Consider the following 26,066-nt stretch of genomic DNA (forward strand, 5'->3'; position numbering starts at 1 on the left):
CAGCAAATTCGTTAATAAAAAAGGGCTCAAATGAGCCCTTCTTACTTTCAACTATACATTCTGCATCAATTAAAACGCTTCATTGACGTTGAAATAGAAGCCGCTATCACCATCGCCCCACGCCATATCTAATCTTAAATTCACACGCGGTTTAACCTCGAAGCGATAGCCTATGCCGCCATTAGGTAAGATTTTATTGCCATCAAACTCGCTAATATCATCGGCAATCACGCCCGCACCGCCCCAAAACACCATGCCATGACGCCCAGATAAATTCAGCCGATACTCAACCTGGCTCATCAACATCTGTTTATCGCGATAACGTCCCGATGTATAGCCACGAAGTAGATCCCCCCCTCCCGCTTTAGAGAGCTGATCCCACGGCACCTCACCACTGGTGAAACGTCCTCTCACCTGCCAGGCTAAGATATCTTCGCCGCGTCCGGTCTGCATATATTCGCTATACAGGGCATTGTAGACATCAAAGTCAGTCTTACTACCTAAATACTGACGGTAAAAGGTCGCATCTATCTCTAAAATCCGCCCCGACTGTGGGTTTAATACATTATCTCGACTGTCATGATTCAGTAGCAGGTTCACACCGACACTGCGGGAACTGTCATCGAGTATGTCAGTATCGACATCTGAGTCTAATAGATTAATCTTGCTAGCATCGGCGTAACTAAAATCGAAACCGATCCCCACGAAGCTAGTCGGGCTCATCCGCTGTAGCAGCATAGGGTTAACCGAGATAATCCGCTGATTAAACTCGACACGGCTCCCCTCTTGATGATTAGTATCGTAACCCACCCCATAGAAGACATCGGGAGCATCATAGACTTCGGCGTTCAGGTAGAAACGTTGATTGTCTTGATTGATAAAAGTCTTATTAGCCACCGCCACCCCCAATGCACCATTGGTCGAGGCGAGACCGTTGATCACTAAGGATGATAACTGACTGACTTCATCATCGGGGTCATATTGGTACAAGCCCACCGCCGAGATCCCAACCCCTAAGTCCATTTCTGGGTTGTAGAAAGGGCCCGGCAAGTAACTAAAGTCGATCAATTTATCGGGATCAAATTCGCCATTGGCGCCCAGTGTTTGCAAGAAGTCCTCAAGCCAGCCTTGAGATACCTCATCATCTTGCTCTTCATCAGCAGTACCGTTGAGAGAGTCATCTTTTTCAGCGGTATTAAGAACGTCAACACCAGTAGCTACAGGCGCTTTCGCCAATATAGGAGCTGAGGTACAAACCAATACAAGCGCACATCGAGTAAACCATGAGATTAAAACGGCTCTGTTTATTCTCACGGTCATTGTGACTCCTGCTCTATTGTGGATTCGTCTACATCATCTCGCTTCTGGTGCTGGCGCAGCTCTAGCTCATCTTGTGCTTGGTTATATAGACTAATTTGATAGAAATCGGCCTGAGTAAAGCCATCCTGCCAAAGCTCAACTGGAATATGCTTAAAGCTATCTTTGTATTTCTCGGCCACAATCAACTTCTGCTCGGCAATGGCATCGATATCGATCCCATGGGTAGAGTTGCTCAAAGAGAGATGATGCGCCTGATGCGCCGACTCAAACAGCGCCTCCACCTCACTCCACTTAGCGTGGGACTGAGCTAAGGCTTTAGGTACTAGATAGGGAGACTGCTTATCGCCTAATTTGTAGTGGCGTTTGAGCAACATAAACTTGCTCGGCAAGGGCTGCTGCGAGTCCCACCAGTGACCATCAATCACATCAAATAGCGCGTTGGTTTGCTCGATAGAGACAGGCTCAAGCCAGTTAAGGGTTGCCAATAACCATTGGGTCATATGCTGGTTATATAGCTCTTTGTTCATCGCTAAATTATTATTGATTAGCGCCAACGCAATTTTGGCCCCCAGCATATTGGAGTAGAGATCTTCAGGAGAATACGCCGAGACCGTTTCTGACCAAGGCGCCCAGCTGCGATAACCATGCCACTGGGCAACTTCATGGGCTTCAGCCATAAAGTAAGCCTGCCTGACTGCAATGGCTGCGGCAACTTCCCAGCGCTGTCGCGCGGTTAAGTGCTTGGTATCAAACTCACTGAGCTCAATGGTTCTCGGGCCGATCTCATCTGGGAGCTTAATGGTTTGCAGCTGTCCAAGTTTTGGGTAGACACGGTAAAACAGGGCGATGGCATTGTCAGCAGTATCGCGCACATGGGCCAGATCGATAAAGCCCCCTTGCAAGGTATACATCTGACCATTATTTTCGGTACCGCGACTGCCATTGGGCGCATCTTTTTGATAGCTAAAGGTGCCCGCCTCATAGGCATGGGGCCCTACTCTATCGACGGCTAAGGTATTGGCATAACGGAAAAATGGCACCGGAACCGGCCCTATAGTCACTTTCTGTGCGTTACCAAAGGCGCAGCAAGGACGCACCGCCTTGGGAATATGTACCAAAGGCAGCTCTTGCAGCTCTATCGCGTGCAAAAGGTTTATGTCAGGTTCGTTGTCGAGAGCCGCGCCAATAGCAACCTCACTGGGCAAGGCTCGCACCTGCCAGTCACTACTACCACAGGCACTCAGTACAAAGATAGCGACAACACTCACCATCCCATGGCTAAATACACGACTTATCATTGCACAAATGCCCTAATTGTCTGACTGACAATCTCTGGATAATCGTTACTGATCCCGTGAGCTCCTTGTGGGATAACCACTATCGGCGCAGCTAGGTAATCGGCGAGTTGTATGCCTGATGCCAAAGGAAAAACTTTGTCATTCTCACCCCAAATCAACACACTGGGCGGCAACGAGTCGGCCACGACATTGGCGGCAATTCTATCTCTATCTGCGGGCAGCCCATCGATAAGCTTGCGCTTTTCATCTAGATAACCTGCAAAGTACTTGTCATAAATACTCGAATCGATAAAGCCAGGGTACCAAGGGAAGTCGACGAAGGTGGCATCGAGTAAGCGCCGCATCTGCTTTGGCGTTTCAGGCACAAAGATAGCGCTTGGATCATCGACCTCAAAACGCTGATTCATCTGCAGTAGATCGCTGTCAGAAAACAGTACCCCGGGGCTCGCCAGCAGTACCGCTTTCTCGACCTTAGGCTCGTTGATCATCAGATCAAAAGTAACGAAACCTCCATAAGAGATCCCAACCACATTGACCTTATCCAGCTGCAATTCTTGGATCAGCTGCATTACCGCCTGCGACTGAGTCGCCAAACTTGGGGCAGCCAGACTCACTGACTCACCAAACCAAGCGAGATCGGGGGCGATGACTCGGTAATCCTTACTGAGCTCCAGCATCACCTGCTGCCAACTGGTCACCGCCGTACCGCCAAAGCCATGGATAAGCAGCACAGCCTTACCTTGGCCCGCTTGCCAGTAATTAAGCTCGCCGCCCTCAGTCAGCGCCAATTTATGTTGCTCGAACCCCGCTGTTTGCAGTTGCTGTTTTTCACGAGAGTCGATGATATCGACGGCAGAGCAGCCACTGATAAATAGCGTCAGTAACAATAGATAAATATGGCGCATACTCCCTCCAAGATTTATTTATAAGATGTCGTTAAAATCGGTAGCCTAGTCCCAGCATAAAGCTGCTACGCGTACCAACCCCGAACTCCATTAACAGATCGAAATTCTTAGTTAGTCCAACCTGACTGCCGATTAAGCCGTTCCACTTATCTTCAAGATGCTGGTTAACCTCAAACTTTGCATCCCCTAAAGGGATGCCGATATCACGCAGATAGCCGCTGAAGGTCTGCTCCACATTTTGATACATGGCGCCAACCCAAACTTGAACATCGTGATTGTTGTACTTGGTGCGATAACCCGCACGCGGCGACACCACAATGGAGCTGATCTCACCGTCGAGAATATTCAGGCGAGTATTGGTGTAGTTGACATCCAATAAAGCAAACCAATTATCGATACCACCAACGATGGTGCCGCCGACCCCATAAGTGGTGCCCTTAAAATCCAACACAAAGTCGAATGCCGGACTAGTAGCGGTACAAGGGTTAAACTTGCAAAATAGTGGCGGTAAGACCTCGGTTAAGTCAGCCTCCAACTTTACGTTTGCAACACTACTGCCCTTGGTATGACCGATAACGCCATAGAGGTTTAAAAAGGGCAGCACCCACATATCACCTCTCAGGGTCAAGGTTTCAGACGTCTGTTTAGCTTTGCTGCCTTTAATACTTAAAATGTCATCTAACCCACCCAGCCCAGAGAAGCCTACCGAGTCGACGACTAAGGGTTGATCCATCTGCATGTAGTTCAGCGTAAAGCCGTAAGGCTTGGGCAGCTCATGGCCCAAGTCGATCGCTTCTTGGGCCCAGATAGGGAAGGTTCTGTCGTAACGTGCTTTTTGTGGCTCTCGTTCAATCGACTCAGATTCAGACTTAGCCTGAACAGGAGAAAAGAAAAACAGCACCGAAAGTGCTGTCAAAATAGAAGTAATTTTAAGCATGTATAGATTGAACCTTAAAATAAAAGATTTTATGTCGAATATAAAAAAGAGTTTATCGCTGAACACTCTGGCAGGAGATAAATAACTTAGGTTAATTATTACCCACCAAGCTGAATTCAATCTGAAACTGTCTCTGGCAACACCACGAATTAGAGTAAACACTCCAAACGAAAAGTCCACAACCTGTTAACCCATAAAGACTAATCAGAAAGTCACATCAAAAAAAGCTTTCTGTGAATATGTTGCAAAATGACTCGCTAGTTGTCGGCTAAATGGGAGAAATCGCCACTATCTTCAGGGGCGACTAAGGTAAATGTCTTCGGGCTGATCTGCCGCTGCAATATGATATCTACCATGGTGGTTTGATCGGCTTTCAGCAGTACTTGCATCTGCTCACTATCGGAATGAAACTCGCCGCTGCGGTAGTAGCACATGCCGTTATTAGGTCTAGGCTCTACCCGCAAACCTATCTTGCCATCACTAACCTTAGCTAACTTGTTAGCATCAAAGTAGAAGGTAACCACGTGGTTATTTTTATGATTTTTCTGCTTATCCAGCATAAAACCTTTAGTAAACTTACCGGGAACAAACTCGACGCCCGAGAGTAAAATGATATCGAAATCCTCTACTGGTAGACCTGTATCATCAGTAACTCGCACCACCAGCATACTCGCGCGTGGTTTACGTTTAACCTGACTTGCTAGTGTCATCTGCTCTGAAAGAGCCTCATACTCAGTAAGATTACCCACCTTTAGGCACTGAATAATACGCTGCACCACCGGCTTTGTTGCCGCGTTGCGGCTAGTTACCGAGCCCATAATGCCCTTTTTGCTACCGCTGTGGCTGGCATTATTGATCACTTCGAAGGCGGTGCGCTGTCTCGGCTTGGAATGTTTACGCAGCTCAAGTGTTGAGACACAGAGCCCATCAAAACCGTCACAAGTTTGCGTCGTCTGCGCTAACAGTAGGTGACTAAAGTTAAGGTTCGCCGACGCCACTCTCACCACACCGTCTGAGCCTGCTTCTGCGGTATAACTATTGAGATAATCGTAGAACTGGCTGTCAATGGTCTCTCCCGTAAGAACAAACGGTAAGGGACCTGCGAGAGTAAACTCTTTAAGCCAATGCAGGTTCAATTGATGCTGGCCATCACTGCCAAGCTCCAACCAATCTAAGATGCGCTCACCCGGCTCGATTCCCCCAAAAAAACTCTTGATACGTCCCAGCCGCGACTTACCTAGCTGAGCAAGTGCTGAGCCATGGTTTGCAGGAGCAAGCATAATCAGATGAGTTAACGGGCAAAGGGCAAGCTTGTCTGCGGCAAAATACATCTGCAACCACTGGCGCATAACAGGTGCCCCCGTAGAGTGGGTGATCACTGCAAAAGGTTTATCTCCAAGCAACTCTTCACGGGCATCATTAAAGGCTTTGGCGATATCACTTAAGCGAACTTCATCATCGAAGCTAATATATCGCCCTAGGTGAATATGGCGAATAGAGAGAGCAACCTCTGGGTCCATCAGTTTAACGAGCGCTTGTGGCAACTGCGCATAAGTGTCTGTATTGGTAACACTCCATCCATGAACAAAGACCAATTCCATCATCACCTCAACAGCGAGCAACTTACCACTTGATGACAAGTTGCTTCGACCTATTTATACAGTACAGATTATCTAATCAGTAATTTTCAACAGCTTAGCAAATAGCACTTAGTATCTATATAGCAAAATAATCAACATCAGCGATCGTTAATACCATTCAGTTATTATTCAGCTAGTTCCCCCTATGATGTCTCCAACGAAACGCAACACCTAAACAATTTTACCTAGTGTGGGAGCACAACATGAAAACTAAATCACTTATCTTAGCGTCTGTAATGGCAACGGCAATCTCGGCACCCACTATGGCTGCAGACTGGTTCATTGGTGGCGGTGTTGGCGCACAGCAAAACACTTACAAAGGTTCTTACGACCCTGAAATCCAAAATCCAATTGAGGGTGGCTCTCAGACTCAACATCTAAAAGAGACCGAAAATAACGTTATCTATGAAGTCAGAGCCGGTGTCTATCTAAATGATGCTAACCGTGTTTACGGTACTTACTCTTACAACTCAGATGACTTTAGCCGCCAGCAAAGCTTCTTAATGTCTTATGACTACTTAGTTGGCCTAGGCGACAGCAACAAACTTAACTGGTTTATTGGTGCGACAGCAGGTATGAACCATATAAGCCCAGAAGCCAGCGTTCTGGATTCGAAGAACCGCTTCGTCTGGGGTGGTCAAACAGGTCTAATGTATAAGATTAACGACAAGGTGAGCACCGAAATTGGCTACCGCTACCTTAAGCAAGATTATGATGTAAGTGCACCAGGCCCAACACCGTACAGCGGCGCTATTGTTGGCTCAGAAAGCGCATCATTAAACGATAGCCAGCAACTTTACCTATCTGTTGACTACCGCTTCTAAGGGCTACAGCTTCTAAATGAGCCGCTTCTAAGAAAAATGGTTAAAACAATAAGGCCGCCAACTCACTGAGTTGGCGGCCTTATGCTATCTGCAGCTAAGCGATGTCTAAACATCAGTTAAGCAATATCTAAACAAGAGCTCAGCGTTCAGCTTGAACAAACTTTTGGTATGCGGCCAACATAGATACCGCCACCAGAATAACCGCTAACCAAGCCCAAAATTCTGATACCGCTAGATTAATCAACTGAAAGCCAACCAGTGAACTGACCGCCGCAATAATGGCAAAAGGGAGTTGCGTAATCACGTGGTCATGGGGCGCACAACCTGAGCTAGTTGCACTGATCACACTGGTATCAGATATCGGTGAGCAATGATCGCCAAATACGGAGCCTGCCATTACCGCGCTTAACGCGGGTAACAGGAGTTGAGCTTCAACCGTTAATGCGACTTCTGCGCCAATCGGGATCATAATGGCAAGCGTTCCCCAACTTGACCCTGTAGCAAATGCCATAATTGCACAGAGTAAAAAAGTGCCTGAGACCAGCATATCTTTTGATAAAAACTGCTCAGCCCAAGCAGCAAGTAGCTTAGCCACACCTAAATCGACTATCACCGCGCCTATCATCCAAGTAAATAGCAAAATAGCGATGGCAAAACCGATACTGCGTACCCCAGAAGCGAGATCGCCCAACAATAAGCTCAAACTGCGTCCACCTAACTTGAGTATAAAAATTGCCAACACGGTTGCCAGCAAGCAGGCATTACGCATAGCTGTACCGATATCTGCCGCGGCAATCCAATCACCCAAACTATCACCCTGTGCATTACTGGCTCCAGAGTACAAGGTCAAACTGATAGAGGCTAAAAGTAGCGTCGCCATAGGCAAGCCTAATAGCCAAGGATTGCCCGCCTCTACCTCCTCACTGTTTTGCTCGATAGCGAAATCAGAATGAAAGCCAATACCAAACCAAGCTACCAATAAAGACAGTAGCACTATAGTAACCGCATAGAAGTTCATCTTGGCGATCTCAACAAATGACTCTAATGGTGTTAGTGGTAATAAGGTTATGCCCGCTAGGATGGCCATTACATAAGGTCCCCAGCTAGAGAAAGGCAGAAGTGCACATAAAGGGGAAGCATTCGAGTCGACCAGATAAGCAATTTGCTCACGAGGCACCTTGTACCTCTGGCTAAGGGGCTGACAAACATGCCCCACGGCTAAACAGCTAAAGATGCCATCGATAAATACTATCCAACCCAGTAGCACAATACCAATCCGTGCCTGACGACCACTTTTTATCCTGTGATATAACCAGTCGGCAAATTGTTTTACCGCTCCTCCCCGCGCTAATAACTGGGTCATCATCCCGAGAAGAATCATGGCCGCCAGTACATTTAAGTGCCAAGCTTGCCATTGGCCATCGCGGTAGAATTGTAGCCAAACCCTATCAGCCATATATGAGACTGATTGAGTCAAACTAAAATCCGTTAAGATCAATGCACCGGAGACAATTCCAACGCCCAAAGCAACCAAGGTTCTGCGAAGCAAAAGGGCCAGAATCAGTGTCAGCAGCAGCGGAACGAGGACGAGGAGATTGCTGGTCATGGTCACGATTCAATAAGAAATAATTAGAAGAATACTAACGACTTAGCAACAAGTGCAAAAAAAAACTATTTTTAACAATTTTATCGGCTATTTTTTCTTCATTTAGCATAATTAACTATTCACCCATGCCGCGTCGCTGCTAGAATCGGAGCTATCATCTCGCTATCAAAGGGACTCGCCATGAGCCTAGAACTATTATCCAAATTGGAAACAAAAATCCAAGCCGCACTGGAAACTATCGAGCTACTAAAAATGGAGCTTGAGGAAGAGAAGCAGACTAGCAGCAGCCTGTCAGAGCAGAACCAACAGCTACAGCAGGAACTTACCTCTTGGAATGAGAAAGTAACTGGCCTAGTTGGTCTACTCAACGAAGAAGTAAACTAATACCAATCAATATAAGTAGTTGATCTACTCAGAGCGCTTTTGGCAAACTAATTCAAGGCGAATAACTGAAAGAATGGTTGTTCCCTTGTCAAGTTGTTCAACGCAGAAGTAGGCAGCCAAAAACGCTCCAGAATGGCGAGTTTTAGCACTCCTGATGCTGTGTTAACGAGCTTAACCGCAGAATAACTATGCTCTTGCCTCAGAATCGCTAAACTCTCGCTGAGCGAGCAAATCTTTATACTGATTGGTATCAAACGTTATGCAGTTTGCATCTCGTTACTCTGGGACTCAATTAACTCATTGAGCTCTAAAATAGCCTGCTTAACTTTAGGCAGGCTTTTTCTTGGCAGTAAAAACCGCCCCTTATCAAACTCTAGTCGACCTAGATCTTTAACCCAGATCACCCCAGACAAAAAAATACGCGCGTGTTTAACAATCAGTTTGGGTGCATAGACAGGAAAAACTCTCATAAGACCTCCCGATAGCGTCTTCGCTTGTTGTTATTTATTTTTAATTGGACATATTTTGTACCATGAGAGTTGCATTTTTTTAAGAAAATAAATGTAATAATTTTAATCAAATTGCGCGCAAAAGAAGAATGTCTATGGCAATCAAATGCATAAATAAAATATAAAAAAGGAGCCGTTAGGCTCCTTTCAATTCATCCAGCTGCAAATTACTTTTGCGTTGCTAGGTAATAGGCGATATCGAGTAGTTCTTGGTAAGACTTGATAGCCCCCGTCTCAACACGGTATTTACCGTTAACCACCAATGCTGGTACGCCTGCAATCTTGGCATTTTCAGTATCACGCTTCATCTTAGACATCTGCGCGTTAACCATGAACGACTTGGCCGCCGCATCGAATGCCTTAGGATCGACACCGTTAACAACGAAAAGCGCCTTGATATCGTCTAGATTAGTGAAGTGCTGCTTCTTATCTTGAATTGCAGAAAACAGAGCGTGCTCCATCTTCTCTTCAATCTTTAGCTGATGTGCGATAGCGAATGCACGAGACATCTCAACGCCCATTTCACGACCAATAAAATCAACATGGTTTTGCTTAAATGTCACCCCATCAGGAATAGTCGCCTTGATCTTAGGCACCTGCTCTTTAGCAAAGGTGTAGCAGTGTGGGCAGTAGAAAGAGAAGAACTCAGCAATCTCTGGCTTAGCCGTGCCAGGGCCTTCGTTAATAACCGTGTAATGTACGCCTTCTTCGTATTGAGCCGCCATCGCAGCCATAGGCGCCATCAATAGTGCAAATGCAACTAATAAAGCTTTTTTCATCTAACTTCCCCTCGATGCAAATCGTGCATCACGCTAATAATTTGGATATAACATAATGTGCTTTGGAGTTGACCTCAAGCGCAAAAGTTCATTTTTCTGTTACAAAATAAGTGCCTTCAGCTGTTTTAATACTGAGGAATTAAGCTTAATGGGGGCTCATCCAATGCAGCTAATTGCTCCTTAAAAGCTAAAATCTGCTGTTCCCAATACTTGTCCTCAGCAAACCAAGGGAAGTTCATCGGAAAGGCGGGATCGCCCCAGCGGCGACTGAGCCAAGCGTTGTAGTGCAGCATACGCATCGCTCTAAGTGGCTCTATCAGCTTAAGCTCGCGACTATCAAACTCACAGAACTCCTCATACCCTTCGAGCAAGATCTCAAGTTGTAATAACTGCTGCGGCCTATCTCCGGCGAGCAGCATCCAGATATCTTGTACAGCGGGTCCCATCTTGGCGTCATCGAGATCGACAAAACCTGGACCATCTGGCGTCCACAATATATTGCTCGGATGCAGGTCGCCGTGGAGCCTGATTGAGCGGTAATTCTCGGGTAACCATAGCGCCGAAGCTTTTTCTAATATCTGTTCCACCACAGTAAAGTAAGGTAATTCCAAGCTAGCAGGAATATGGCCCGAAGCTTTAAGCCAAGTTAATGACTCCTCACCCAGTAACTTAGGTGACATCACATCGCGGTATTTAAAATCGGCCTGCTGAGAGTACTGATGGATGCGACCGATAAAGCGCCCCACCTGCTCTAGCTGATCGAGATTATCAACTTCAAAGGCACGCCCACCTATGGAATGAAACAGTGCAAACCTAAAGCCTTGATATTCATGGAGCGATTTACCGTCAATAATCACTGGCGTGGCGATGGGCACCTCTTGCTCTGCAAGTGCAGCTGCAAAGTCATGCTCCTCTTGAATTTGTGCATCCGTCCAGCGCTCAGGGCGATAAAACTTCACCACATAACGTTGACCCCTATCACAGCGGAACTGATAAACACGGTTCTCGTAGCTATTGAGTGCTAACAGCCCAGTTTCAGGGTAGATCCCTAAGGTTTCAATGGCGGTTAAAATCAGATCAGGCGTCAGGGCTTGATAGTGAAAAGCCGAGCCTGAGTCTTGCTCCATTGCCGCTTTAGGTGGATCGATATTCATTTGATTATGCTCAATGGTGAAAGCCTAGATTGACCTTCAAATTATAAAATAAATTCATGCTTATTTAGTCATGCCGGTAAGTTAAGCCTAAATTTTTAATAAACAAGAAACTAAGAACCCAGCATAAACTGGGCTCTTTGCTTTAAAAGCCATAAACCACAAAGCGCTCACTTCGTTTGCTACACTGAGGACGCGAAGAAAAGAAACAGCTCGAGGTTGCTTTTCTTCGTGCTCTTCGTGTCCTTTGTGGTCCATTCCTATCTTTCGAAGTTATCGAAATTTCTCTGAGTAACTTCCTAAAGTGATTAGCATAAATGCTTATTTAGCGCTTTTTACTACCGAGAATACTCATTGATATAAGGCTTCATTAACTCTGCAAGATAAACTAGGACCTCATATTCATCTTCTCTGTCGGTGGATAACCAACAGATATCGCCATAAAATTCATAGTGCAGTTGCAGGTGTGTGCCTTCGAACTCCAGCAACCACTGGTGACGATCGGCGCCCCACTGCCTCTCAACAACTCGACAATCGAGTGATTTAGCAAAGGGATCGGCAAACAACTCAAACTGCTCAAAATCGATATCTGCCTGTACTGCTAAACTTAAGGTTTCACGATCTAATTTAATTGAGGCTAATAACATTAGTCTACTCTTATTATTCTATTTGTATCGACAAACACTCATCAGCTATTTAACTACTACAAGACATAATTAAACCTTGCCCCCAATCTGGTGGACGCTTAGCTAAATCGTCAAACTCGAGTTGTTCATCGAACGGGTTTTGTAGTACTTGTTGCAGTTGCTGCAGTGGTGCTAAGTTGCCTTCCTCGACACCAATTATCGCCTCTTGGGCTAAATAATTACGCAAAATATATTTCGGATTGGCTCGATTGCGCGCCGCTTGCCATTGCTCGACTTCCTCAACGTTTCCGAGTCTAGCTTGATAAAGCTGATACCAAGCATCGAAACCGTCACGATCAACAAAATCGTCCCGTAAAGAGGAGTGGCTTGAGCTAGGATCTAACTGGCCGAACCGTCGCCAAGTATTGGTATAATCTAACTGATTGCGCTCCATCAAACTTGTAAAGCCGCCAATCAGCGCTAAGTCTTGATCGTCCAGCTCGGCTTCTGTTACAGAAGTCGTTAATCCCAACTTGCCACGCATCAAAATTAGATAGTGTTTTACCAACTCCCCTTGATACATATTTAATGCCGCAATCAAATCATCCGAAGCGATGATGGACGATAACGCTTGCGCCAGTCGTTGTAAATTCCACAAACCAATGCCTGGCTGCTGCCCGAAAGCATAACGCCCTTCGGGATCGGAATGGTTACAGATGAAATCTTCTTTGAAGGTATCTAAAAAGGCGAATGGGCCGAAATCAAAGGTATCACCAAGAATCGACATATTATCGGTATTCATCACGCCGTGGGCAAAGCCAATCGCTTGCCAATTGGCAATCATTTTAGCGGTATCGGTCACCACTCGCGCAAACCATGCTTTATAGCCCGCGGCATCACAACTTAAGTCAGGATAATGTTGGCTGATGGTGAAATCCAGTAGTTGCTTTAGTTTTGTAGGCGCCCCACGCTCACTATGGCAAAAGAACTCAAAATGACCAAAGCGAATATGGCTTTTAGCGAGTCGAACTGTAATTGCCGCCGTCTCTTGAGTCTCACGCCATACAGGAACGTCAGAACCGATAACCGCTAATGCCCGAGTGGTAGGAATATGCAGATGATGCAGGGCTTCTGAGATTAGAAACTCACGCACGGCAGAGCGCATCACCGCGCGGCCATCTCCGTGGCGAGAATAGGGAGTCGGGCCAGCACCTTTTAGCGCTACATCCCACGTGCCTTGTGGCCCTAGCGCCTCTCCTAGAATGATTGAGCGACCATCGCCTAGTTGTGGTGAATAACCGCCAAACTGATGGCCGCTGTAGACCTGGGCATAGTAGCTTGCCCCATCAATCTGAGCATTGCCCGACATCCCCTGAAGCAACTCATCTGTGGGTTGAGTCAAACCGATTAATCCAGCCGCATCCTCACTCCAAGCGAGCCAATGTGGATTGCTAATTCCCTGAGGGAAAACCTGGGAATAATAGCCAACCAGCTGCTCGAAAAAATCTTGCTTAAACCGCATGCTATTTTGAGGAAATCACATTTTGACAGCTAAGTGACTGACCATCGGCCTCACACTGATAACCACAGACATAATGACCACTGATATCATCACCTAGGCGGATAAGTCCCTTTCCTTTTGCATGGCACTGTTCGATCGTTTCATAGTAGCCACTAATATAGCTGGATGATTGCTCAACACTGGGTTGGGTTTGACTATCGGGATAATACAGTAGCGTCCACTCGGGTGATTGAGTGCAAGCCACCAAGCCAATTGAAGCCATACCTAACAAACATAGCGAACGAAAACTCATATAACACTTCCTATAAATAAAAAGGCGAAGCCCCAAGTTCGAGTCTGGGTTTCGCCTTTTCGGTAACCACTGTGCTTATTCTACACAGCTTAGTGATCGATTGCCTTTAACTGTTAATGCTATTTGTTGGCTTTCGCCTTAGCTTTGTCGATACGGGTAATTCGTCCTTCAAAACCCGTCACTGTACCATCGGTCAGACCATACTCGATTGCAGTCTTACAAATTGATATAGCACTGTCGAACTCGCCATTATCATTAAGTAGGGTCGACAGGTGCATCATTGCGGCCCCCTTCACTTCAGCGTCTGGATTTTCAGCCTTAAGACTCTTAACGTAGGCCGAAAACAGCTCAAGATAGCTTTGAGAAAGCGTTGCACCATATTGCACATATTCGCTGTGCTTACGCTGCTTATAACACTCAGCAATAGCCGTAGAAACCGCTAAATATTGCGCTGGAGTGTCGCTGGCTTGTTCAAAATCAGCAAGGGCTTTAGTCAATTTCGGATTTGCCCATGACAAGTCAGCAGCCTGAGTTTCTGGCTTAGCTTCTAATTTAACCTCAGACTCAGGTTTAGTTTCCGCCTGAACTTCAAGCTTTGTTACCACCTCTGGTTCAGGCTCTGCAACAGGCTGAACTTTTTCCTCGACTTCGGGGGCGCGCTCAGCTTTAGCTTCAACAACCGCTTCTACTTTAGCTTTTGGCTCAGGCTCAATAGCAGCTTGGATCGCTTCAACGTTGTCAACTTTAGACTCAAAACTCACACCTTCAACGGTGGGCGTCGATATCTCTTCAGTTGTCTCTGGGGTAATATCTTTGATCTGCGCCTCAGGCACATCTAGCGCCTCTTCAGACTGCTTAGCTGCCAGCTCTTTCTCTGCTTGCGCCGCTTTTTGAGTGCGTCTATAGAGATAAACACCTATTACAATCAGAAGGATAATGGCTATTTCTTTCATTGTTTCCACCATAGGTTGGCCACGAACACATCCGCCCCCCGCTACAGGGCGACACGAATGAGTGAAAATTAAACATTATTATTAATGCATTCTCTCTCATAAAATCAAGTATTTATATCTCTTTTTTAATCGGGTATCAAAATTATTCGTTTTTTTGAGTATTACAAAGCATAAATAGTCTCATTCACCCGCCATTTTGACCTAATTTCTGCGTTAATTAAATCACTCACTTATTGCTGCTACCGTGCCGTCAAGAATAAGATTAGACAGGAAAACACTATTTTGTGCACATCTTCAAACTTTCGAGCTTATATTTTGTCTGCAAAAGCGAACCCTCTTATGATGATAATAACCCAGTAACTTACTAAGGTATCCCATGGCATTTGAACAACTACTCAGTGGCAAGCTTCTCAGAGAGTTTGAAACGGTTTCAGCTATGGTCAAGATCTACTGTAAGGCACACCATAAAAGTTCTGAATTACACCCCTGTGAAGAGTGTGAAAGCTTTATTGAATATGCCCATACTCGCTTAGACAGGTGCCCTTACGGGCAAGACAAGCCAACCTGCAATAAGTGTCCCGTGCATTGCTATAAGCCACATATGAAAGCTAAAGCCCGTGAGATCATGATTTTTGCCGGCCCAAGAATGTTACTTCCCCATCCAGTTATGGCCGTTCTTCATCTATTATCGGAACGCAAGCCCGCACCGGGTAAGCCACCTGCAGCAAGCTCAAACCGTCATCAACGCATAAACCTTGCTAGCAAAGATTAACTATTCTTACCTAAGCATTATTCTATGTCAGTAAGATAGCTTATAAGCCATTGTAAAATGTTTAAAAGTTATCTTAGCCAGCTTATTTTGCCTTCCTATCTGCAACTTTCTTGTCGTATTTTAAATTCAAGACTAGACTTTTGAAAAGTAAAAGGACTTATTCGAAACCGAACGAGATTTAGCTCGGTAGGTTTATGCGGCACGGAGGCTGAAGATTTGAGCAATGAGATTTTACTCGTAGAAGATAATAAAGTTATGCAGCTACTGATGACTAAAATGCTTTCTTCACGAGGCTACCATGTCATTACTGCTATCAACGGTATTGACGCACTTGCTCAACTCGAAACCCACACCTCGATTCAACTCGTCTTAAGCGACTGGATGATGCCTGGAATGAACGGCATCGAACTGTGTTATCACTTAAAGTCTCCCAATTATGGTCGCTATATCTTCTTCGTTTTACTTTCAGGCCGTGATGATGAAGAGTCGATTGTCGAAGGCATCAATGCTGGGGCAGACGACTTTGTCGCTAAAGAAACCAACATTAATGAGCTTGATGCTCGCCTTAAGGCTGGTTTTAGAAATTTAGAGCTGCACAACCAACTGTTTGCCAAAAATATTGAACTCGACCGCGCTTACGCAACCATCCGCCAAGACTTAGATTCCGCTAATGCCCTTATCCGCCGAATGCTACCGAGTCAAACGACATTTCAAGGCGTCGAGCTGCATTACACTCATATCCCCAGTGCACAAATAGGCGGCGATATGCTGGGATGTATGCAACTCGATGAAGAGCACGTTGCCATCTATCTATTTGATGTTGCCGGGCATGGCGTTGCCTCTGCATTAATGTCTTTTGCCATTCAACAGAGCATTAGTGCTAATTCAGGCACGAGCTCAAATGTGAAATGTAAAAAAGACACCGATCCATTTTATATGTTGAGAGATCCGAGTGAGGTGTTATCTAGGCTCAACCAAACCTACCTTAGCCAAGATGATAACAACCTCTATTTCACCATGATTTACTCCGTTCTTAATATCAGAAGTGGCACCTTAAGCTACGCAAGTGCCGGTCATCCTCCGATGATCTGGCTACAAAAACAGCAGCAAAGATGCCAATTCATCGAACAAGACAGTTTTGTCGCTGGCATGTTCGATTTTGCCCACTATCAGACCGAACAAGTACAACTCAATCAGGGCGACCGAATATTTTTTTACTCTGACGGTATTACTGAAGCAGAGTCCCTAGATAAGCAGCAATACTCAGAATTAAGGTTAAAGCAATTGGTGCAAGAGTTAGCACCAAACCCAGCTAAAGAGCAAACTGAAACCATTGTTAATACCGTAAAGAGCTGGTGTGGCATAGAGCAGTTCGACGATGATATCAGCTTGCTAACCTTTGAATGGAAAGGCAATTAAGAGAGGAAACATCATGCAGTTCGATATTATTGAGAAAGGCCAATATACCGTAATACAGATCAATGAAGCTAGATTCGATGCAAGACTAGCCCCCTCTTTTCGTGAAGAACTCGAACAGATAAAGGGGAATATCCGCGATCATCTAGTGCTTGATCTAAGTGCCGTTCGCTTTATGGATAGTAGCGGGCTCGGTGCTGTGATGGGCGCCTATAAAATGCTTCGCAATACCAAAATCAGCATAGTCAATCCACAAAAACCTATTCTAGATTTGCTCAAACTAACCCGTATGGACAAGCTCATTTTAAGCCATCCGACAATAGAAGATGCGTTAGCAACAACAGCATAAAGAGGTCAATGTAATGAAAGGGATGATACTCGCCGCAGGGAAAGGCACTCGAATAAAACCAATCTCTTATGCGATACCAAAGCCGATGGTACCCATTTTAGGCAAGCCAGTTATGGAGTCTATGATTCAATTATTTGCCAAAAATGGTATAGACAAAATAGTCGTCAATACCAGCCACCTAGCCGAAATAATCGAGAATTATTTTGGAGATGGACACCATTTTAATGTGCAGCTTTCCTATTCCTATGAAACAAAAGAAGTTAATGGTGAATATATTAGCCAAGCATTGGGTAGTGCTGGGGGGATGAGGAAAGTACAAGACTTTTCCGGTTTTTTTGACGAAACATTTGTCGTCGTATGTGGAGATGCCTGGATCGATCTCGATCTGAAAGAGGCGGTAGAGCATCACAAGAAACACGGCGGGCTAGCCACCATCATTACCCGAGAAGTTGATACCTCCGAAGTCAGCAAATATGGTGTAGTCGTCACCGATAAGTATAACCAAGTTACTAGCTTTCAAGAGAAGCCTGCAGAAGCAGAAGCACTCTCTAATAAAATTAACACCGGGATCTATATTTTTGAGCCCGCGATATTTGATTTCATTCCTAAAAATACCGAATTCGATATAGGCAGCGACCTATTTCCGTTGCTCGTAGAGAGGCAGGTTGATTTTTACGCGGTGAACATGGACTTTCAATGGCTTGATGTCGGGAAAGTTAAAGATGTCTGGGAGGTCACAAGTGACATCCTAAATGGCAAGGTAAAAGGCTATCCAATACCCGGAACTCAAGTCTCCCCAGGTATTTGGCTCGGGATCAATACCCGGATCAATATCGGCCAATGCAGAATAACGCCTCCCGTTATTATCAGTAGTGGCTGTGAAGTTCAAGATGGCGCCACCATAATAGGTCCTGCAGTCATTGGTGCAAACTGCAAAGTTGAGAGTAAAAGCCTCGTTAGCAATACCCTAATATGCGACTACATTCACCTTGCCGATGATGCATACATAGCGAACAAGACCATGTTCGGTGATTACTTGCTTGGACACGATGGCTATACCCAACTACTTTCTGACTGTCAGTACGTGCATATTCTGAAAAATCGCAATGTTTCCCGGCCATTACTCGGAAATGCCAGCATGGAAGAGGTTTATAAATCTCTACAAGCTCCTATAAATCTCCCAATGTCATTACAACAAGTCAAATAAGGGGATTAAAGTGAATACAAGGAAGTTTCACAAACAATATTCCAGTAGCTTGGAGGCCTCTCGCACAGTGGCCTCTGATATTCTTCCTTTTTGGCAATCTCTAGACTTAGATGTCGCAGTTATCGGACAGATGGAGCTTTGTCTCGTAGAGCTCGTCAACAACGTATTTGAGCATGCTTACGCTAATCTCGACGGCGCAAAATTCGACATTACATCTTATCTAACAGAAGCAAAGCAGTTAATTATTGAGGTATCTGATTACGGTAGCTCAATGCCATTACATATTCTTGAAAACCTGCCTGACACCGATTTTATTGAGCCTATAGAAAAAGACCCGACTACTTGGCTGCAAAGTAATAGAGGTTTGAAGATCATTCAGCAGCTTTCAGACGCAATTGAGTACAGCTCAAATAAAAATAAAAACACATTCAAGCTATTAAAAAAAGCTTGTTGAATTTGTCATGATATTTGAAAGGTTTATTTTTATCCCACTCGAGAAGTTTAAAGGTTAACAGTATGGATACGGAGAGCACCTAAATGAATTTTTACTTCAACGAGTTTGAAAAACGTAAACCGCCACAGCCAACGCCGCACAGCCTGCCTAGGGAGTTACTCTATCAATACCTCGCCACCTGTAATATTTTCCTAGGGCTCTGGTACTTAATTTGGCGCTGGGGTTTTGCATTAAACTACGAGGCGATGTGGTTTTCATTTCCACTGGCTTTTGCTGAGTCCTGTGCCTTTATCGGTACCATCCTATTCACCTTCAATCTTTGGAAAACCAAAGATGAACCGAAACAAAATCCGCCAAAAACCATCAATGAGTGCATCACTGAACCAATGGAAGATAGGCCTTTAAGCGTAGATATTTTATTTCCGAGCTTTGATGAAGAACCCGAGTTAGTAGAACTCAGCATAAAAGATGCGCTCAAAGTAACCTACCCTCATGAAATCGAAATTAGAATTTTTATTTTGGATGATGGGAAAAGGCCTGAAATGGCAGCGCTTGCCAAAAAAATGCAGGTTGAATACATCACCCGAGACAGCAACATCGGCTATAAAGCGGGCAATCTAAGAAATGCACTAGAACAAACCTATGGCGACTTTATTGTTATTTGCGATGCAGATACTCGCCCATTCCCGAGTATTTTAGAGAACACATTGGGCTACTTTAAAAATCCTGATGTGGCCTGGGTACAAACTCCACAATGGTTCTTCGATCTACCTGCCGGAGAGCGCCTACCTCTATGGTTGAAGAAGCGGTTAGGAACCCCTGTAGGCTGGCTAGGTAGTGTAATAGAGCGATTTTACGGGCCTGTAACGCTAGGACGCGACCCCTTCGCAAATGACCCGCAGATGTTTTATGACATCATTCAACGCCGCCGCAATTGGGCAAATGCATCATTTTGTTGTGGTGCAGGCTCAATACACCGTAGAGAGGCGGTCATGGAAGCTGCGCTACGTAGCTATAGCCGTCAGATCAGCAAAGAACATGACGCCGTAGAGAAACAGATCCGTAAATTGACCAAAGAGAAACAGGTCGACAGCAACATCTCACTCAACTTGCGCCAAGAGATCATATTTGATACCGAGTTTACTCCCTATAAATTTCATGTCTCGGAAGATATTTATACCTCACTCATTCTTCATAGTGATACCGAACGCCAGTGGAGATCGGTTCAACATCCGCAGGTTGAGAGCAAGATGCTCTCCCCCCAAGACCTGCAAAGCTGGACGGTACAAAGATTTAAATACTCAGCGGGCTCCATCGATATCTTCATGAACGATAATCCACTCACTAAAAAAGGCATGAACCTGAAGCAAAAACTCATGTATGGTGCCAGTTTTTGGTCTAATTTATCTGCAATTTGGAACATCATATTCCTCGCCTGTCCTATCGTTTACTTTCTAACAAGTATCGCCCCCGTTAGCGCCTACGACACCACCTTCTATATGCACTTCTTACCTTTTGTTATTACCGCGGAGCTGGCCATGATGGTCGGTACGTGGGGCGTCTCGGGTTACCAAGGGAAAACGAACTTTCTCTCGTTTTTCCCCGTCAATCTAAGAGCACTTTGGACGGTATTAAGAGGCAGAAAGATCAGCTTCCCAACGACCCCTAAGAACCGCCAGAAGGGACGCTTTTTACATTTGGTTATCCCGCAGATAGCCGTGTTACTTCTCAGTTTAGCCAGCATGCTTTTTGCTTGGTATGCCTATAGTACACAGACATTTGGTGACTACTCATTAGGAGGCCTGATCTTAAACAGCTTTTGGGCTATCAATAACATGATGGCCATGTGGGGAATGATAGCCGCGGCTTGTTGGTCGCCACCATCTGCAAATATGCCGAGTCAAATAAAAGTTGAGGAGTTAAATTATGGAATCGAGTAACTCATGGGTAAAGGCTCGGCATCATATCGTTTTCTTAGTGGGGTTATTTACCGCGCTTGCGATTGCGTTCAGCATAGAAACCCGCGAATACAACCAAGTGATGGGCAACCTTTCGTTTGCCCCCAGCGAACAGCTCCCCTTTAGACAAACTCGGGTACTCACCGAGCAAGAATACCTGTGGGCAAAAACAGCATGGCAATACTTTGAAAATAACTACCAAGACAACACCGGATTAGTCAATTCTGTCGATGGTTATCCATCCACGACGATGTGGGATACGGCCTCCTATTTAATGGCATTGATTTCAGCCCAAAGATTGAATGTTATTAGCTATGAAGAGTTTAGCCTGAAGACAGAGAAAGCACTTAATTCACTGGCTAGATTACCCTTAGTGCGGGACGAGCTCCCCAATAAAGCCTACAACACTCAAACCTTAGCCATGGTTGATTACAACAACCAAATTGTAGAAGGAGGGATAGGTTGGTCCGCCATCGATATTGGTCGAATTTTGGTGCCAATGAACATTTTGATTTGGCAATACCCCAAATTTAATCGTCAAGTAAATGCAGTGCTGCAGCATTGGCAAATATCTGCCATGACGCAAGATGGCTACTTATATGGCGCCAGACTTTCTTCAAATAGGGAGTTTGAACTCGTTCAGGAGGGGCGTATAGGTTATGAAGAATACGCTTCCAAGGCTCTTAGCTTAATGGGACGAGACGTATTTAATGCCCTTAAATACGCAGATTATCTAAAGTTTATCAACATCAATGGTGTCGATATTCCTACCGATAGCAGAGATCCCGATAAGTATCATGCCCACAACTATGTCGTTAGCGAGTCATACATCCTAGATAGCATTGAGTTTGGCGGAGACAGCATCTCAAAAGTATTTGCCTATAGAGTCTACAAGGCCCAAGAGGAACGCTACAAAAAATTAGGGGTACTGACTGCCGTGAGTGAAGACCATATCGATCAGGCGCCCTACTTTGTCTACAACACGGTTTTTTCCGATGGTAAAAAATGGAATGCGATTACCGACACCGGTGACGATGCCTCAGAATTTAGGACCCTATCGACCAAAGCTGCTTTTGGCTGGTACTCACTCTATGACACTCCATATGCCAATAATCTGATTAAGGGAGTCAACACGCTCAAATCCGACAAAGAGGGGTGGTATTCGGGTCTATATGAAAAAAATGGACAGATAAATAAAACACTGACGGCCAATACTAATGGCATCGTATTGGAATCGCTTGCCTATATTCAAAGCGGAGCGCTTCTCAATATTGGCGTTGAAGCTCAACATTAAAGGAGCCTCTATGCGATTAGCACTGCCCGTATGCTTAGCTTTTTTAATGACTGCTTGCGGCAATAGTTATCAAAGTTTTTCCACTGATATTGTTCAACGGCACAACCACTGGAGTACCCCAAAGCCGCGATCTGGTGAACTGACAGAGCAAGAGTTAGAGATGGCAAGGATCGCTTGGAAATATTTTGAAAATAACTATCAAGAGTCGACTGGACTGGTCAATGCCGTAAATAACTACCCCTCTGTCACTTGGTGGGACGCCTCGTCGTACTTAGCTGGCATGGTCAGCGCCCTAGAGTTTGGCATTATTGAGAAAGAGGAGTTCGATCGTCGTTTCATTCGCTTTATTGCAACCTTAAACACCATCGATCTCTTTATGGGGGAGCTACCCAACAAAGCCTACAATACCCAAAATGCAGCAAAAGTTGATTATGCTAACCAACCTGGCGAAATTGGTTACTCCGCACTGGATTTAGGCCGACTGCTTATCTGGCTGCATATTATCAAGCACCGCTTTCCTCAATATGCCAACGCTATTGACTCCGCAGTACTGCGCTGGAACTTTTGCAATGTTGTCGACAAAAACGGCACTATGTTTGGTGCCCTACTAGAACCTGGTAAACCGGTTCAGTACCTACAAGAGGGACGCTTAGGCTACGAAGAGTATGCGGCAAAAGGCTTCGAACTCTGGGGGTTCAACACCAAACAAGCCTTAATGCCTGAGCCCTATGCAACAATAAACATGTATGGTTACGATGTCCCTTATGATACTCGCGACCCACGCAAACTTAAGGCTCACAGCTACGTGGTGACAGAAAGTTACGTACTCGATGGTATTGAACTTGGCTGGGATCTCACCGCCGATAGAAGTTCGCATGATGCTCATTACAGCCACAGCTGGGTTGCCGAATTTGCATTACAGATCTACCGAGTGCAGGAGAAGCGTTATCATGAAACGGGGATCATCACCGCCAGAACCGAACATCAACTCGCCGGCGCTCCCTACTTTGTCTACGACACCATCTATACCGACGGCTTTGCCTGGAACACCATCTCTGAAGTCGGCGATTTCTTGCCTCAATACTCTGCCGTTGCTATTAAAGGGGCGATGGGGATGTGGGTTCTGTGGGATACAGAATATACCGACCTATTATTTGAACACGTGAGCCATGTTTATGACCGTGAGAAAGGCTTTTATGAAGGTGTTTTTGAAAATGGCACTGGACTCATTAACACCTTTACCTCAAACAATAACGGGATCCTATTGGAAATTCTACTCTATAAGAAGCAAGGTAAGTTACTGCAGTATCAGGCAACTACAGCACCGAGTATATGGACAAAAGCTCTACAATCACCATTTGGACATGAAGGAAAGTGCTTACCTCGAGTCACCGACGCAAACTAATTATTAATTCTGACAGAGGTCATATGCTACGACGATGTGCACTGCTGTTATTACTGATGTACCTTCAAGCTTGCGGTCTTGTGTACCAGGGAGTGCAGTCCGGTGTGTCTGAAATTAATCAGTCCCAACTAATCCGTCAGGGACGACATGGTGAACTCACTGAGCAAGAACTCACTTGGGCTAACACGGCATGGCGCTATTTCATCAACAACACGCAGCTCTCATCAGGCTTAGTTAACTCAATTGACAACTACCCCACCATGGATATGGCAGCCTTAGCGGACTACTTAATCGCTCTGCAAGCTGCGATTCAGTTCGAATTGATCTCAACCAGAGAACATGATGAACGCCTGACCATGGTGATCGATTTTTTGCGCAACATGCCACTGACGCGACAAGGCGTACCCAATAAAGTCTATTCTACCAGCACGAAAGAGATGGTGAATTATGCCAATCAAAGCGCCGAACTCGGCTGGTCAGCCATCGATATAGGCCGACTACTGATCGCTCTGGCTATTACTAAACAGAAAAACCCCCAATTTGCAGAATATATCGATAAAGCCGTACTACGCTGGAATTTTTGCAGTCTCGTTTCTGACGATGGACAGCTCTATGGCGGAAATATCAATCAAGGCCAGGTCAATAGCTATAAAGAGGGGCGTCTTGGTATAGAAGAGTACGCCTCTTATGGTTATTTAGATTGGCAGATTATTCCCAGTAAAAGCATCAGTCTTGAACCGTATGAGGTCATTACTATCAATGGTATCGACCTGCTCTTTGATGGTCGAGATCCTCGCTTCTTTGACGTGCTTCGCCCTGTTTTTAGCACCCCATTTCTATGGCTAGGACTCGAGTTCAACTGGGATGACATTAGCGATAGTCACTCCTCTGATGCAAGCCATAGCAATAAAGCCCTCGCTGCCATGGCCGACTCAGTCTACCAAGTTCAACAGAGTCGCTGGGAGTTAGAGCGCATCTATACCGCCAGAGGTGAGCACGTGGTATCGGGTGCCCCTTATTTTGTTTACGATGCTATCTATGCGCTGGGCACGCCTTGGATAACCGTTGCCGAAGACGGCAGTAGCCATGACCATCTCGCCCTCGTGTCGACTCGGGTAGCATTTCAGATGTGGGCGCTTTGGAGAACTGAGTACACCACACAGCTACTCACTCTAGTACAGGAGATGTACCACCCCCAACGAGGCTGGTACGAGGGACGTTATGAATCCTCAAGTGCTTACGAAAAAAGTATCACCATAAAAACCAATGCGGGGATCCTCGAGGCACTGCTGTACAAGCAAAACGGCAAGCTTTATCAGGCTAACACACAAAAGGATTATCGTGACGTTCGCCTAAACTCACGCTTTGAACATCCAGGAAAATGTTTAGTGGAGACATTTAGATGAGCAAACACTATCACTGGAGATACACTATTTTATGCCTCACTTTACTATGTAGTCTTGGATTACAGGCAGAGCCACGGCAAATTTCACTCAAACCCTTTAGTAAGGGCAACTATCTATTAGCTAAAGATTCATATGCCAAGGCCGCCGAGCACTGGCAACGGCTCAGCATATTACTCATTAGTAATCCTCAAAACTTATCCCCACAAGAGATGTGGCAGACTGCCGGACTGGCAGCATCACTTGCCGCTATTGCCGCCGACAAGGAAGCAGATCCCATTGCCTATCAACATTGGGCCGATAGCACTCGCTATCTACTCACTGGGGGAACCAATTGGTCACAACTACGCCAGCAACTCCACCAGCGTTACGAAATAGCCAATACTCAACTATCGGTAGCGATGCAAGTTAATGATATTAATGGGGGTATCGATGCGACACTCGATCTTGAATTAAGCGTACTACAGATATGGAATGATAAACTGAATCTGTTTGAGTTTAACTCGCCAAAGCTTGGACTAAACCGATTTGACCAACCCGCAGCCGCACTTCTGCCCCCACATAATTCGCCCCAATTCGGTGACCAAGCGCCAGTGGCCACTAATCGTCAGCAAAAGAGGCTTTCAGGCATACAAACTAATATATCAAAGACCCCCACTTTCGGTTTCGCGCCAGCAAATGAAATCTCAAAAAAATACGACCCCGCTCAACAGCCTAGTACATCTGAAACCGGCATATCGGCAGCCGCCCAACAGAATCAGCTCCAACAATCAACACAACAACAATCGACACGACAGCAAAACCCGATGGCAAAAAGCAACTTAGGAACGGCGCCAAACCCCAATGTCGCGGCTAAGCAGAAGCGTCAAATAGAGCCGATAACCACGCAAACAAAAACACCGCAAGAAAGCAAAAATAATGAGCAACACCCCGAACAAAAGTGAAGCGTGTCATATGGAATAGAGCAGGACTAAACGACTTAAAATTATAGATAAAGCAGCGCTAAAACTTGCTGTTTCACAGTTCTATTACTAGCCTATATTTAGTGGCAATACATACAGG

The 26,066-nt window shown here is 45.4% G+C and carries 25 protein-coding genes; 12 read left to right on the forward strand and 13 right to left on the reverse strand.

Annotated features, from left to right (window positions below):
• Positions 1-69: 69 nt before the first annotated feature.
• The 5 genes from SHAL_RS20520 to SHAL_RS20540 all read right to left on the reverse strand — a co-directional run bounded on the left by SHAL_RS20520 (position 70) and on the right by SHAL_RS20540 (position 6,100).
• A complete protein-coding gene (locus SHAL_RS20520; RefSeq protein ID WP_012279028.1) occupies positions 70-1,320 on the reverse strand; it encodes a BamA/TamA family outer membrane protein in 1,251 nt (416 codons plus the stop codon).
• Complete coding sequence (locus tag SHAL_RS20525; RefSeq protein WP_012279029.1) at positions 1,317-2,618, reverse strand: DUF4056 domain-containing protein; 1,302 nt, start codon at positions 2,616-2,618, stop codon at positions 1,317-1,319. The genes SHAL_RS20520 and SHAL_RS20525 overlap by 4 nt, the downstream gene beginning before the upstream one ends.
• Entirely contained in the window at positions 2,615-3,523 is a 909-nt protein-coding gene (locus SHAL_RS20530) for an alpha/beta fold hydrolase (protein WP_012279030.1), read from the reverse strand. Before SHAL_RS20530 ends, SHAL_RS20525 begins: the two co-directional genes overlap by 4 nt.
• A gap of 31 nt (positions 3,524-3,554) precedes the next feature.
• A complete protein-coding gene (locus tag SHAL_RS20535) occupies positions 3,555-4,460 on the reverse strand; it encodes a hypothetical protein (protein WP_012279031.1) in 906 nt (301 codons plus the stop codon).
• Between the two features lie 257 nt (positions 4,461-4,717).
• On the reverse strand, positions 4,718-6,100 hold the full coding sequence (locus SHAL_RS20540) for an esterase/lipase family protein (protein WP_012279032.1): 1,383 nt from the start codon (positions 6,098-6,100) through the stop codon (positions 4,718-4,720).
• Between the two features lie 203 nt (positions 6,101-6,303).
• Here SHAL_RS20540 and SHAL_RS20545 point away from each other — a divergent pair, with 203 nt between their 5' ends.
• On the forward strand, positions 6,304-6,924 hold the full coding sequence (locus SHAL_RS20545) for an outer membrane beta-barrel protein (RefSeq protein ID WP_012279033.1): 621 nt from the start codon (positions 6,304-6,306) through the stop codon (positions 6,922-6,924).
• Positions 6,925-7,063: 139 nt separating this feature from the next.
• On the opposite strand, the gene SHAL_RS20550 is transcribed toward SHAL_RS20545, so the two are convergent.
• On the reverse strand, positions 7,064-8,530 hold the full coding sequence (locus tag SHAL_RS20550) for a Na+/H+ antiporter NhaC family protein (RefSeq protein ID WP_012279034.1): 1,467 nt from the start codon (positions 8,528-8,530) through the stop codon (positions 7,064-7,066).
• 180 nt (positions 8,531-8,710) lie between these two features.
• Here SHAL_RS20550 and zapB point away from each other — a divergent pair, with 180 nt between their 5' ends.
• A complete protein-coding gene (gene zapB / locus SHAL_RS20555; protein WP_012279035.1) occupies positions 8,711-8,914 on the forward strand; it encodes a cell division protein ZapB in 204 nt (67 codons plus the stop codon).
• Positions 8,915-9,171: 257 nt separating this feature from the next.
• Here zapB and SHAL_RS20560 read toward each other — a convergent pair whose 3' ends face one another.
• The 7 genes from SHAL_RS20560 to SHAL_RS20590 form a co-directional block, all read right to left on the reverse strand.
• Entirely contained in the window at positions 9,172-9,384 is a 213-nt protein-coding gene (locus SHAL_RS20560; protein WP_012279036.1) for a DUF1107 domain-containing protein, read from the reverse strand.
• Between the two features lie 206 nt (positions 9,385-9,590).
• A complete protein-coding gene (locus SHAL_RS20565; RefSeq protein ID WP_012279037.1) occupies positions 9,591-10,202 on the reverse strand; it encodes a thiol:disulfide interchange protein DsbA/DsbL in 612 nt (203 codons plus the stop codon).
• 125 nt (positions 10,203-10,327) lie between these two features.
• The gene (locus SHAL_RS20570; RefSeq protein ID WP_012279038.1) at positions 10,328-11,356 is read right to left on the reverse strand and encodes a serine/threonine protein kinase; all 1,029 of its coding nucleotides are present in this window, start codon (positions 11,354-11,356) and stop codon (positions 10,328-10,330) included.
• A 335-nt stretch (positions 11,357-11,691) separates the two neighbouring features.
• Positions 11,692-12,000 (reverse strand): DUF3630 family protein, encoded by a 309-nt coding sequence (locus SHAL_RS20575; RefSeq protein ID WP_012279039.1) that lies wholly within the window; start codon positions 11,998-12,000, stop codon positions 11,692-11,694.
• A 49-nt stretch (positions 12,001-12,049) separates the two neighbouring features.
• Positions 12,050-13,501, reverse strand: a complete 1,452-nt coding sequence (locus SHAL_RS20580; RefSeq protein WP_012279040.1) for a protein adenylyltransferase SelO — start codon at positions 13,499-13,501, stop codon at positions 12,050-12,052.
• A gap of 1 nt (position 13,502) precedes the next feature.
• The gene (locus SHAL_RS20585) at positions 13,503-13,793 is read right to left on the reverse strand and encodes a hypothetical protein (protein WP_012279041.1); all 291 of its coding nucleotides are present in this window, start codon (positions 13,791-13,793) and stop codon (positions 13,503-13,505) included.
• Positions 13,794-13,912: 119 nt separating this feature from the next.
• On the reverse strand, positions 13,913-14,746 hold the full coding sequence (locus SHAL_RS20590) for a hypothetical protein (protein WP_012279042.1): 834 nt from the start codon (positions 14,744-14,746) through the stop codon (positions 13,913-13,915).
• Positions 14,747-15,122: 376 nt separating this feature from the next.
• Here SHAL_RS20590 and SHAL_RS20595 point away from each other — a divergent pair, with 376 nt between their 5' ends.
• From SHAL_RS20595 to SHAL_RS22425, 10 genes are all read left to right on the forward strand, one after another.
• Complete coding sequence (locus SHAL_RS20595; protein ID WP_012279043.1) at positions 15,123-15,518, forward strand: nitrous oxide-stimulated promoter family protein; 396 nt, start codon at positions 15,123-15,125, stop codon at positions 15,516-15,518.
• 216 nt (positions 15,519-15,734) lie between these two features.
• Complete coding sequence (locus SHAL_RS20600) at positions 15,735-16,937, forward strand: fused response regulator/phosphatase (protein WP_012279044.1); 1,203 nt, start codon at positions 15,735-15,737, stop codon at positions 16,935-16,937.
• 13 nt (positions 16,938-16,950) lie between these two features.
• Positions 16,951-17,283: an STAS domain-containing protein gene (locus tag SHAL_RS20605; protein WP_012279045.1), complete on the forward strand. Its 333-nt coding sequence runs from the start codon at positions 16,951-16,953 to the stop codon at positions 17,281-17,283.
• A 13-nt stretch (positions 17,284-17,296) separates the two neighbouring features.
• On the forward strand, positions 17,297-18,490 hold the full coding sequence (locus SHAL_RS20610) for a nucleotidyltransferase family protein (protein ID WP_012279046.1): 1,194 nt from the start codon (positions 17,297-17,299) through the stop codon (positions 18,488-18,490).
• Between the two features lie 10 nt (positions 18,491-18,500).
• Positions 18,501-18,944: an ATP-binding protein gene (locus tag SHAL_RS20615; RefSeq protein WP_012279047.1), complete on the forward strand. Its 444-nt coding sequence runs from the start codon at positions 18,501-18,503 to the stop codon at positions 18,942-18,944.
• Between the two features lie 83 nt (positions 18,945-19,027).
• A complete protein-coding gene (locus SHAL_RS20620; RefSeq protein ID WP_012279048.1) occupies positions 19,028-20,884 on the forward strand; it encodes a glycosyltransferase family 2 protein in 1,857 nt (618 codons plus the stop codon).
• On the forward strand, positions 20,871-22,196 hold the full coding sequence (locus SHAL_RS20625) for a DUF3131 domain-containing protein (protein WP_012279049.1): 1,326 nt from the start codon (positions 20,871-20,873) through the stop codon (positions 22,194-22,196). Before SHAL_RS20620 ends, SHAL_RS20625 begins: the two co-directional genes overlap by 14 nt.
• Positions 22,197-22,206: 10 nt before the next feature.
• A complete protein-coding gene (locus tag SHAL_RS20630; protein WP_012279050.1) occupies positions 22,207-23,601 on the forward strand; it encodes a DUF3131 domain-containing protein in 1,395 nt (464 codons plus the stop codon).
• A gap of 23 nt (positions 23,602-23,624) precedes the next feature.
• Entirely contained in the window at positions 23,625-25,007 is a 1,383-nt protein-coding gene (locus SHAL_RS20635) for a DUF3131 domain-containing protein (RefSeq protein ID WP_012279051.1), read from the forward strand.
• Entirely contained in the window at positions 25,004-25,948 is a 945-nt protein-coding gene (locus tag SHAL_RS22425; RefSeq protein ID WP_012279052.1) for a hypothetical protein, read from the forward strand. Before SHAL_RS20635 ends, SHAL_RS22425 begins: the two co-directional genes overlap by 4 nt.
• Positions 25,949-26,066: the final 118 nt, after the last annotated feature.

The sequence above is a fragment of the Shewanella halifaxensis HAW-EB4 genome (assembly GCF_000019185.1).
Taxonomy (GTDB): domain Bacteria; phylum Pseudomonadota; class Gammaproteobacteria; order Enterobacterales; family Shewanellaceae; genus Shewanella; species Shewanella halifaxensis.